Here is a 10,760-nt window from a genome sequence, read left to right as displayed (position 1 = left end):
CCACAAACAAGTGGAAAGAGAAATTTTCCCAGATGATTTGAGACAAAATGTTCTCAACTTTCTCCACCTAATAAAATATGGTGTTAGGCACTAATATTATATAATATAAATTAGGCCAGTAGGGATAAAAAAATATAAAAATTTTCAATCAAAAACTGCCAGGATTGTTCTCCTGACAGATTATTTTTTTATTCCTCTACAAAGGTGATTTTACCTTCTTCTAATTTTGCAATTCTTGCTAGGGAGTAGATATCTATGTCCATATCTTCTATGAGCTCTCTGCCTTCGCTGAAGGATTTTTCGATTACAATTCCAAGTCCTGCTGGATTTGCTCCCGCTTGTCTAACTATTGCAATCATACCTTTAGCTGCTTGACCGTTTGCTAAAAAGTCATCGATCATTAGGACATTTTCGCCTTCTTTTATGAAGTCTTTTGACACTATAAGTTCATTTGTAACTTGTTTGGTAAATGAATATACGCTTGAATGATAGAAGTTATCACCTGTGGTAAGTGATTGTTTTTTTCTGGCAAAAACGCAGTCAACTTCGAGCTCGAGGGCTGTAGCAAGAGCTGGGGCTATACCAGATGATTCTACAGTTAGGACCTTATCGATTTTTTTGTCTCTAAAGTAGTTTGCAAACTCAACACCCATTTTATGGATTAACTTTGAGTCGATTTGTTGGTTTAAAAAAGAGTCAACTTTTAGTATGTTAGGACCAATAACAATCCCATCTTTAAGAATGCGTTCTTCTAGTTCTTTCATCATGTCTCCTTATATATTTTAAAAATCTTCCTATGTACTTTAAATAATTATAGTCTTTCCCTATAAAATAGTCAATCATTTTCTATAGTTGTAACAAATCCGTCTTGAAAGATTTTGATTGACTTTGATTGATTTTGAAGCTATAATGTTTGTATGATATTGGAAAAACGTTTAGAAATAATTATAGATACTCTAAAAAAAGAGGAAGCGGTATCAAATAAATTTCTTACTGATAAGCTAGGAGTCAGTGAATCTACTTTAAGGCGAGACTTGTCATATCTGCAGGATATGGGCAAGATTACCAGGGTGCATGGAGGTGCGGTTTTAAATTCTATCGCCGCTAGAGAGATAAATTTCACTGATAACCAAAAAACTATGCTTCAAGAAAAATCTGTAATCGGTCAAAAGGCTGCAAGATTAATTAAGGATGCTAAGTTTATTTACCTAGATGCTGGCTCTACCTGTAATGAGTTAATCGATTATTTATCTAGTGATCAAGATATTACTGTAGTCACAAATGGGCTTATGCATCTTGATAAATTAATTAATAAAAATATTTCTACTATTCTCTTGGAAGGCGAGGTCAAACCAGCAACTAAGGTTACTACTGGGTCAAAGACTTTAGAAGCAATCGCTAGATATAATTTCGATCTGGCTTTTATTGGTGCAAATGGTTTTGATAAGAGGGGATTCTATACAGCAGATGTAAATGAAGCTGTGGTTAAGTCTAAGGCTATAGAAAATTCTACCAGAGCCTATGTTCTTGCTGATAGTTCCAAGGAGAATGTAAAATATTTTGCAACTATAGCTAAGAGAGATGAAATTAAGTTAATTACGGAGGAAAAATGATTTATACAATTACAACAAATCCTGCTATTGACTACATCTTAAGATTTGATAAATTTGAAGATGGAGCTACAATCAGGGCTAGGGAAGACGAAAAATACCCAGGTGGCAAGGGGATTATGGCGAGCAAAATCATCCACAATCTTGGTGAGAAGTCAATAAATCTTGGTTTTGTCGGTGGTTTTATTGGCGAGTATATAGCAAACGCCATAAAAGAACTGGGCCTAGGCGAAAATTTCGTAAGAATAAAGGAAAATTCAAGAATTAATGTTAAGCTTAAGTACGATAAGGAAACCGAAATAAATGCTAAGGGGCCTCATATTTCTAGTAAGGAAGTTGAGAGTTTTTTTGAGAGTCTAAGAGATGTTAAAAAGGGAGATATCATTGTTATTTCAGGGTCTTTACCATACTCCTTGGATTCTGATTTTTATAAGAAAGTCATAGAAAAAACAAAAGCAGATTTCACTATTGATATAGCTGACAAGAAACTTCTAGAGTATTTGTCCTACAAACCTCTCTTGGTTAAGCCAAACGAAGAGGAGCTTGGAAAAATTTTCCAAACTGAAATTACCGATGATAACTTAGTAGCCTATGCTAGGAAGTTAAATGAATTGGGTGCTCAAAATGTAATTGTTTCTCTCGGTGCAAAGGGTTCGATTTTTGTAAGTGGCAATGAAGCCTACAGGGCAAGACCTATTGACGGAAAACTTGTAAATTCAGTCGGTGCAGGCGATTCAATGGTAGGCGGTTTTGTATATAGCTGTGTTAATAATTATAAAAAAATTGACGCTTACAAACTAGCAGTGGCATGTGGAAGTGCAACAGCTTTTAGCCCAGATATAGCTAGTAAAGATATGATTGATGAAATATTAAAAAAAGTAGAGGTGGAAAAAATTGGAAATTAAAGATTTACTAAAAAAAGACCTGATGGTCCTAGATCTTAAGGCAGAGACCAAAGAAGAAGCTATCAAAGAAATAGCTGATAAGTTTTTCGAAAAGGGTTATGTAAAAAGTGCGGAAGATTTTGCGGAGGGTCTAAGGGAGAGAGAAGCCCAAGGTTCAACAGCTCTTGGCGAATCTGTAGCCATTCCTCACAGCAAAAATAAAACAGTAATAGAACCAGCAGTCCTCTTTGCTAGAAAAAAATCTGGTCTTGACTATGATGCCCTAGATGGGATGCCAACAGAGATTTTCTTTGCAATTGCAGCACCAGATGGGGAAAATAACCTCCATGTAGCAACCCTTGCAGAGCTTTCAAAGATGATTATGAAAGACGGATTTATAGGTGACCTTAAAAAAGTAGAAAACGAAGATGAAGTTTATGCTGTGATTGAAAAATATTCTGCAAAAGAAAAACCAGTCCAAAAGGAAGCAGAAAATAAAGAAGTAGCTAAGGCTACTATAAATCTTCTTGCAGTGACCGCTTGCCCTAACGGCATTGCCCATACCTACATGGCCCAAGAGGCCCTAGAAAAGGCAGCCAAGGCCAGGGGAGTAAATATAAAGGTAGAAACCAATGGGTCTGACGGTATTAAAAATAGACTCACAGCAGAAGAAATCGAAAAGGCAGACGCAATCATTATCGCAGCTGACAAAAAAGTAGAAACTGCTAGGTTTAATGGCAAAAAAGTAATCCAAAGACCGGTATCAGACGGAATCAGAAAGGCAGATGAGCTTGTAGATAGGGCGATAAAGGGCGAAGCAAATATCTACCACGAAGAGGCAGGTGCGAGTGCAGTTTACAAAGAAGAAAGCCAATCAATAACTCAAAAAATCTATGGCGATCTCATGAACGGTATTAGCCACATGCTTCCATTTGTAATCGGTGGTGGTATCTTACTTGCAATTTCTTTCCTCTTTGAGAGATTTACTGGTGATAAATCAACAATCTTCACCTTTCTAAATGGACTCGGAGGAGATGCTTTCAGCTTCTTAATACCAATCCTTGCAGGCTATATTTCTTACTCCATAGCTGATAGGCCAGGCCTCATGCCAGGTATGGTTGCAGGTCTAATGGCAAGTCGTGGTGCAGGTTTTATAGGTGGCTTAATAGGTGGTTTTATAGCAGGTTATGTAGTAAACTTCCTTAAAAAAGCTACAAGAAACCTTCCAAAATCAGTTGAAGGTCTTAAGCCAATGTTAATTTACCCAGTTTTAGGTCTCCTTATTGTAGGAGCAATAATGTTTTTTGCAATAGACCCAGTCTTTACAAGTGTAAATAATTTTATTAACAATTGGTTAACTAGCCTTTCTGGCACAAATATGGTTTTACTTGGCGCCCTTCTTGCAGCCATGATGGCAATAGATATGGGTGGTCCAGTAAATAAGGCAGCTTATGCTTTTGCAATCGGTGCTTTCACAGATACAGGAATTGGCACCTTTATGGCAGCTGTAATGGTAGGTGGTATGGTACCTCCAATCGCAATTGCCATTGCAACAACATTTTTCAAAGATAAATTCAACGAAGAACAAAAGAAAACAACAGTTACAAACTACATCCTAGGTGCATCTTTTATCACAGAAGGAGCTATTCCATTTGCGGCAGCTGAGCCACAAACAGTTCTCCCATCCTGTGTAATAGGCTCTAGCTTAGCAGGCGCAATCGTAGGCTACTTTGGAGTAAGCGCCCCAGCTCCACATGGAGGAATTTTCATCCTTCCAGCTATGGGTTCTTTAAACCAAGCCCTTCTATTCGTAGGAGCAGTTGCAATAGGAGCTATAGTAGGCGGCATAATTTTTGGTACAATCAAAAAGAAACCAGAAGGCCTTAGGGGATAAAATTTCAAAATTTAAAATATCAGAAGCGAGTCTTCTGGTATTTTTTTGCCTAAAAAATGAATTATATTTTACTTAGGTTATAATATCTGTAAAAGCCTAGAAGGAGAAAATATGAATAAAGCCGCGATTTTGCATATTAGTGAAAGTTTTATGGCCTATGCCATAAGTCTTGATGAATTAAATATTAGGTTAAGAGCCGATAAAAAAGATAAGCTTGATGTAAGGCTTATTTATACCTATAAATGTGACTATCCACACGTCTGGAAAGAAGCTAAGCTGGAAAAGACCTTTGAAGATGAAAGATTTTCTTATTATGAGGTCAACCTAAAACTTTTAGATAAGAGACTGGCCTATGTTTTTAAGCTAAGTGATGAAAATGAAGCCTATTATTTGAGCGAAAATGGCCTTGAAGAAGTCTATGATTTTGAAAATTTTTATTTTACATCCTTCCACATGCCTTATATCCACGAAGCAGACTTTTTTGAGCCTGTGGAATGGATGAAAAACGCTGTGTTTTATCAGATATTTCCAGAAAGATTTAGGAGGGGAGACTTTTCTAAGGATGACTCCTACATTAACCAAGCCTGGGAAGACTTACCAACTCCAAGTTCTTTTGCTGGTGGTGACCTTAAGGGAATTATAGAAAAACTTGACCACATCAAGGACCTTGGCGTGACTTGCCTATATTTGACTCCGATTTTCATATCGCCAACCAACCACAAATACGATACCATAGATTATTTTGAAATTGACCCACAATTTGGAAGCAAGGAGGATTTTAAAAAACTTGTAGAAAAGGCCCACAGCTTTGGCATAAGAATAGTCCTAGATGCAGTTTTTAATCATATGTGCCACGAAAATCCAGTTTTTAAAGACGTAAGAGAAAAGGGTAAGGAATCTATTTATTACGATTGGTTTTATATAGATGGGGATAAGGCTGATATAGAAAAAATAAATTACGAGACCTTTGCCCACGTTTATAATATGCCAAAACTTAAAACTTCTAATAAAGAAGTACAGGATTATTTAATAAAAATCGGCAAGTATTGGATAGAAGAATTTGACGTTGACGGTTGGAGGCTAGATGTATCAGATGAGGTCAGCCACGATTTGTGGAAGAGATTTAGGAAGGAAATCAAATCCGCCAAGGCCGATGCAGTTATAATTGGCGAAAATTGGCACAATGCAGAAGCCTTCCTCAGGGGAGATGAGCTTGATTCTATAATGAATTATGCCTTTACCAATACCTGCCTAGATTATTTTAAGGGAAAAATTTCTGCCCAAAAAGCAAGTGATAAGTTAAATATGATTCTTATGAGAAATAGAGATTCGGCAAATAGAATGATGTTAAACTTCCTAGATACCCACGATACACCAAGATTTATTACAGAAATCGGTGGATCTTTGGATAAAACCCTTGCTGCCCTCGCCTTAAGCGTGGTCTACATGGGAGCAAATTCTCTTTATTATGGGACAGAAGTAGGACTTGAAGGAAAAGGGGATCCTGATTGCAGGAGGACCTTTCCTTGGGAGAAGATAGAAGAAAAGCAAGATGTATTAGGAAAAATTAAAGAAATCCTCGCAGTTAAAAAACACGAAACTGTAAAAGATGGTGGGATAAAAATTTATAGCGAGGAAGATTTGTTAATTTTAGAAAGATTTGTAAATGAAAAGACCCTAAGTCTTGCCATTAACCTAGGCAAAGAAAAAAACTTTGACTTAGGATGCAAAGAAATCCTCGCAGCTGGTAATTTTAAGAACCAAAAACTCGGGGAAAATAGTTTTGTAATCTGGGAAAAATAAAAAAGATATGGGGAGACTAGCCCGTCGGCTCGGGGAGACTAGCCCGTCGGCTCGGGGAGACCAGCATGAAGGGGAGCTATAGTTAAAAAATAAGGAATTTTAAAAGGATTGACATATAATTATAAAAAATATAAGGAGGAAGTATGCAAACTGATCTGAGCCCTGATAAAATTTTACCAAGGGCGATTGATGTATATACGAATAAGACGAAAATTAAGATGGGAAAACTAATGATCCTAGCGTTTTTTGCGGGAGTATTTGTTGCCTTAGCTTGCGAGGCTTCAACCCTTGCGGCCTCATCATTACTTGGAGATAGGAGCACATTTCCTATAGGTAAACTCGTCCAAGGCCTAGTTTTCACACCTGGACTAATTTTTGTAATCTTGGCTGGAGGCGAGCTTTTCACAGGCAATACCCTGATGACAATTCCACTTTTGGATAAGAAAATCAGCCTAGGGGTCATGCTTAGGTCTTGGATTTTGGTTTATTTTGGAAATTTTATAGGAGCTTTATTTGTAGCCTTTTTACTTTCAAGGTCGGGCCAATGGTTTTTTGCTGATGGTCTAGTTGGGGTGAGGACAATTTTAATTGCCAAGGGCAAAATTGATTTTTCCTTTGGCCAGGCTCTGGTATTGGGACTCTTGGGTAATTTTTTGGTTTGCCTCGGAGTCTGGATGTCGCTAGGGGCAAAATCTTATGGATCAAAGGTTATTTCAGCCTTTTTCCCAATTTCCGTTTTTGTCCTATCAGGTTTTGAGCATAGTATCGCCAATATGTACTACCTACCTGCTGGGATTTTGGCGAAAAATTTTCCAGACCTTGCCAGTAAAACGGGACTCGGACTAGAAACGCTCAAAAGTCTAAATATTTCAAATATGGTTTTTAAAAATTTATTTCCAGTCACCCTTGGCAACATTATCGGTGGTACAATATTTATTGGTACTTTGTATTTCTTAGCCTACAGAAACGATAATAAGGATTGATATGGAAAAAGATTTGATAGAAACCAGGAGGTTTTACCACAAAATTGCAGAACCTGCCTGGATGGAATTTAAAACTACTATAAATATTATTAAGGATTTAAGGTCCCTAGGAATTGATAACATTAGTTATGGCAGGAAAATCCATAGGGAAGATTTGATTTTTGGAAGACCATCCAATGAAAAAATTAAAGCCTATAAAGAAAGTTTTGACTTAGAAGCTGATTTTGATACAAAAGAGATTTTAGAAGGCTATACAGGAGTGATTGCAGAAATTGACACACAAAAGCCTGGAAAGACTTTTGGCTTTAGATTTGATATTGATGCCATGCCTATAAGGGAATCTCAAAGCGTGACCCACAAACCATTTAAGGAGGGGTTCATCTCTGAAAATCCCTTTGCCATGCACGCCTGTGGCCATGATGGCCACCTAAGTATTGGGATTTATCTTGCCAAGTGGATTATGGAAAATAAAGAAAAGCTTACAGGCAAGTACATTTTGATTTTCCAACCTGGAGAGGAAGGTCTTCATGGTGGAAAATCTATTAGTGAATCAAAATATATCCAAGATATAGATTATTTTTTGGGGGCCCACATTGGTATGGGTCTGCCTTCTGGGAAAGTCGGAGTGGGAACTACTGGTTTTCTAGCATCTACCAAATTGGATGTCATATTTAGGGGCCATGCTTCTCACGCAAGTGCCCTTCCAGAAGAGGGAAAAAATGCAAATCTTGCAGCGGCAAGTGCCCTTTTAAACCTGGAGACTCTTGCCAAACATTCTCAGGGAATGGCTAGGATAAACGTTGGAGTAATCAGGGGAGGCACAGCCAGAAATGCCATCTCAGATGAGGCTATGCTCAAAATGGAAACCAGGGGTGCCAGCCATGAAGTAAATGATTTTTTGGTTAAAAGATCGGGCGAAGTAATTAAAGGCTCTGCCATCCAATATGACTTAGACTATGAAATAAAAATTGCAGGCCAAGCTCCTTCAATAGATCAGGCAAATTATAAATTTTATGATGAAATTGACTCTTTATTGAAAACAAAAGGCTTTGATACTATAAAAAGTCCGGATTTTAAGGCGAGCGAAGATGTATGCTATTTTATAAACAAGGTAAATGAAAAGGGCGGTTCTGCCATCCACTTTATTTTTGGCTCAGACCTAAAAGCAGGCCACCACAACACAGCCTTTGATTTTGATGAAAAAACCCTAACTACTGGGCTAAATGTATTTAAAGAATGCATATTATACTTAAACAAAAACGGAAAATCCTAGGACTTTCCGTTTTTTCATTTATTTTATTTCGCTAGGTTCTTTCATGATGAAAGAGCCAATGATAAAGCTTACTGAAAGGACAATAGTTGCTGTGAGGGCAGTTTTGTCGCCAAAATTAAATTGGATATGGACGATTATCTGGTAGGCGATTGTTTCTAGGATATAAACAAGGGCCCAATAGACTGACATGATTTGTGTAAGCCTTTCTGAAAACATGCCTGGCATTTCTTGGGGAATTAGGACGAAGTTTGTAAGTGGGACGTACATAATTGTACCCAAGGCTAGGGCTAGGATGCTTGCTAAAAGTGGACTTGTGGTGTGGATTAGAAAAAATCCTATAATAGTGGTCAAAATTCCTGACACTCTTAAGGTAGGAACTCTTTTTGTTGACCTTTTTGCAACCATGATTGAAAGTAGGGTACCAATTAGGGCTCCTGTTGTAAAAAGTGTTGAAATTTTACTGGCTGGAATTGGCGAAAAGTTTGTATTTGGGAAAATATTTAGCATGACCATGTAGAGGGTCAAGTGGCCAAAATACATAGTTGGCATTAGGATTGCAATTTTTTCACCAAGGGCATCTTTTAGGCTAAAGGTCTTTGAACCAGTTTCCTTGCTGGATGTAATCCTAAAATCCTCTCCAATAAGGATCCAGGCAAGGAAAACCACAAAGGAAACTAGGGAAAAGGCCACAAGAGCATACCTGCCAAGGCCCAAAAATTTTATGACAGGGCCTACAAGAAGCAAGGCCAAAATCGAACCAACATTGTAAGATACGTTGTTTAGGGCGTTTACAACTGGTCTGTGGGCAGGATCAAAATAATTTACAACCACAGGGGAGAAGTAAACTACAAAAAGTGCACCACCAAAACCCATTATAAATCTTCCAATAAGAAAAATTGGAAAAGTTGGTGAAAGAGCCGCAAGAAGGGCACCTGCTGGTATCAAAAGGGCACCAAGTCCTATAGATTTTTTAGGGAAAAGTTTCGCGAAAATTGTCGCTGCCACTAGGTTTCCAATGATTTTTGCAATGGTAACCACATTATTAATTAGGGAAACTGAATGAGCTCCCTCCACACTAAAGGCCTTTAAGATGTTAGGTGTTAGGGTGGAACCAGCTATCCAGTTTACTGCAAAAAAAGCATAGGCCAAAAACATGATTGCTTCGATAGCTATTGATTTGATTGGTAATTTTTTATTTGTCATAATTTCTTCCTTATCTTTTTATATTCTTAATTTATACCCCTCTTTGATAAAATATAAGCAAATTTGCGGTAAGATTAATTTGTAAAAATCATGTAAAATATCTTAATTTCTATATCTTTACCAAGAAATTTTGTTTATAATAAGAATAGGAGGATCCTATGAAAAAGAAAATTATAAAAATTATCGGCCTGATAATTGTACTTTTATGCCTTGGTTTTTTGGGCTTTATTGGCAAGGCTTCTTTCGACGGGCTTACAAATATTGCAAGTAGGGAAGAAACTCAAAAAAATATTAATTCCTACAGGGATAAATACGAAAGTTTTGCCAAGGGAAAATCAATAGAAGAAATAAAAATAAAATCTTCACAAAAAGACCATGACATACCTGCAATTTTCATCAAAAATCCGGATGCAAAAGGCCTTGCTGTTATGGTCCACGGTATGGGAGGGACTAAGTATTCTCTATACGGACCAGGCCAAGCTTTCTATGATTTAGGTTATAGTCTATTAATCTACGACCAAAGAAATTCTGGCGATAATGAAGCGACTTACAATACTTTTGGAATTTTAGAATCTTTTGATGCCCTTGATGCAATTTCTTATGGGAAAAATACTCTAGATGCTCAAGAAATTATTTTGTACGGCGAATCTTATGGTGGAGCGACAGCCCTAATTGCTGCAAGCAGGGATTCTTCTTTGATTGATTATCTAATTTTAGACTCTCCGGTATCTGATTCGAATGAATTTGCTGATAAGGTCTATAAGCAAGTAGAAGAAGAACAAGGCCTACCAATTGGACTGATGAAATTCATGACAAATATTTTTCTAAAGGCAAAATTAGGTTTTACCCTAAAAGACATAGATGCGAGCAAATGGGCAAAAGAAGCTGATATAAATCCCCCTGTTTTAATTATAAATTCTGATAATGATAAGGTCACTCCAGTCCATATGGGCGAGGATATTTATAAGAGTATAAGGGGAGATAAGAAGGAAATTTACACAGCCAAGGGCTTTGGCCACACCAAGTTTGCTGAAGAAAATCCTCAGGGATTTAAGGATGTGATTAGTAATTTTCTTAAAAATTATAGAAATTAAAAATATATGAGGAGCA

9 protein-coding genes are annotated in these 10,760 nt (G+C 37.2%); 7 read left to right on the top strand and 2 right to left on the bottom strand.

Annotated features, from left to right (window positions below; genetic code table 11):
• Positions 1-188 precede the first annotated feature (188 nt).
• Entirely contained in the window at positions 189-764 is a 576-nt protein-coding gene (locus HMPREF1630_RS02775; protein ID WP_037326849.1) for a xanthine phosphoribosyltransferase, read from the bottom strand.
• 153 nt (positions 765-917) lie between these two features.
• Between HMPREF1630_RS02775 and HMPREF1630_RS02770 the strand changes: the two genes are divergently transcribed.
• The 6 genes from HMPREF1630_RS02770 (at position 918) to HMPREF1630_RS02745 (ending at position 8,447) form a co-directional block, all read left to right on the top strand.
• Positions 918-1,613, top strand: coding sequence for a DeoR/GlpR family DNA-binding transcription regulator (locus HMPREF1630_RS02770; protein ID WP_037326847.1), 696 nt, complete (start codon positions 918-920; stop codon positions 1,611-1,613).
• The gene (gene pfkB / locus HMPREF1630_RS02765) at positions 1,610-2,515 is read left to right on the top strand and encodes a 1-phosphofructokinase (RefSeq protein ID WP_037326845.1); all 906 of its coding nucleotides are present in this window, start codon (positions 1,610-1,612) and stop codon (positions 2,513-2,515) included. Before HMPREF1630_RS02770 ends, pfkB begins: the two co-directional genes overlap by 4 nt.
• Positions 2,505-4,388: a PTS fructose transporter subunit IIABC gene (locus HMPREF1630_RS02760; protein ID WP_037326842.1), complete on the top strand. Its 1,884-nt coding sequence runs from the start codon at positions 2,505-2,507 to the stop codon at positions 4,386-4,388. The genes pfkB and HMPREF1630_RS02760 overlap by 11 nt, the downstream gene beginning before the upstream one ends.
• Positions 4,389-4,499: 111 nt before the next feature.
• Positions 4,500-6,191, top strand: a complete 1,692-nt coding sequence (locus HMPREF1630_RS02755) for a glycoside hydrolase family 13 protein (protein WP_037326840.1) — start codon at positions 4,500-4,502, stop codon at positions 6,189-6,191.
• A gap of 143 nt (positions 6,192-6,334) precedes the next feature.
• Positions 6,335-7,174, top strand: a complete 840-nt coding sequence (locus tag HMPREF1630_RS02750; protein WP_037326838.1) for a formate/nitrite transporter family protein — start codon at positions 6,335-6,337, stop codon at positions 7,172-7,174.
• 1 nt (position 7,175) lies between these two features.
• On the top strand, positions 7,176-8,447 hold the full coding sequence (locus tag HMPREF1630_RS02745) for an amidohydrolase (RefSeq protein WP_037326837.1): 1,272 nt from the start codon (positions 7,176-7,178) through the stop codon (positions 8,445-8,447).
• An 18-nt stretch (positions 8,448-8,465) separates the two neighbouring features.
• Here the strand turns inward: HMPREF1630_RS02745 and HMPREF1630_RS02740 are convergent, their stop codons facing one another.
• Positions 8,466-9,650, bottom strand: coding sequence for an MFS transporter (locus tag HMPREF1630_RS02740; protein WP_037326835.1), 1,185 nt, complete (start codon positions 9,648-9,650; stop codon positions 8,466-8,468).
• Between the two features lie 158 nt (positions 9,651-9,808).
• Between HMPREF1630_RS02740 and HMPREF1630_RS02735 the strand changes: the two genes are divergently transcribed.
• A complete protein-coding gene (locus HMPREF1630_RS02735; protein ID WP_037326833.1) occupies positions 9,809-10,744 on the top strand; it encodes an alpha/beta hydrolase in 936 nt (311 codons plus the stop codon).
• Positions 10,745-10,760: the final 16 nt, after the last annotated feature.

The organism is Anaerococcus lactolyticus S7-1-13, assembly GCF_000758765.1.
Classification (GTDB): domain Bacteria; phylum Bacillota; class Clostridia; order Tissierellales; family Peptoniphilaceae; genus Anaerococcus; species Anaerococcus lactolyticus.
Note: the sequence above shows the minus strand (reverse complement) of the source record. Positions and strands in the feature narration are given on the sequence as shown.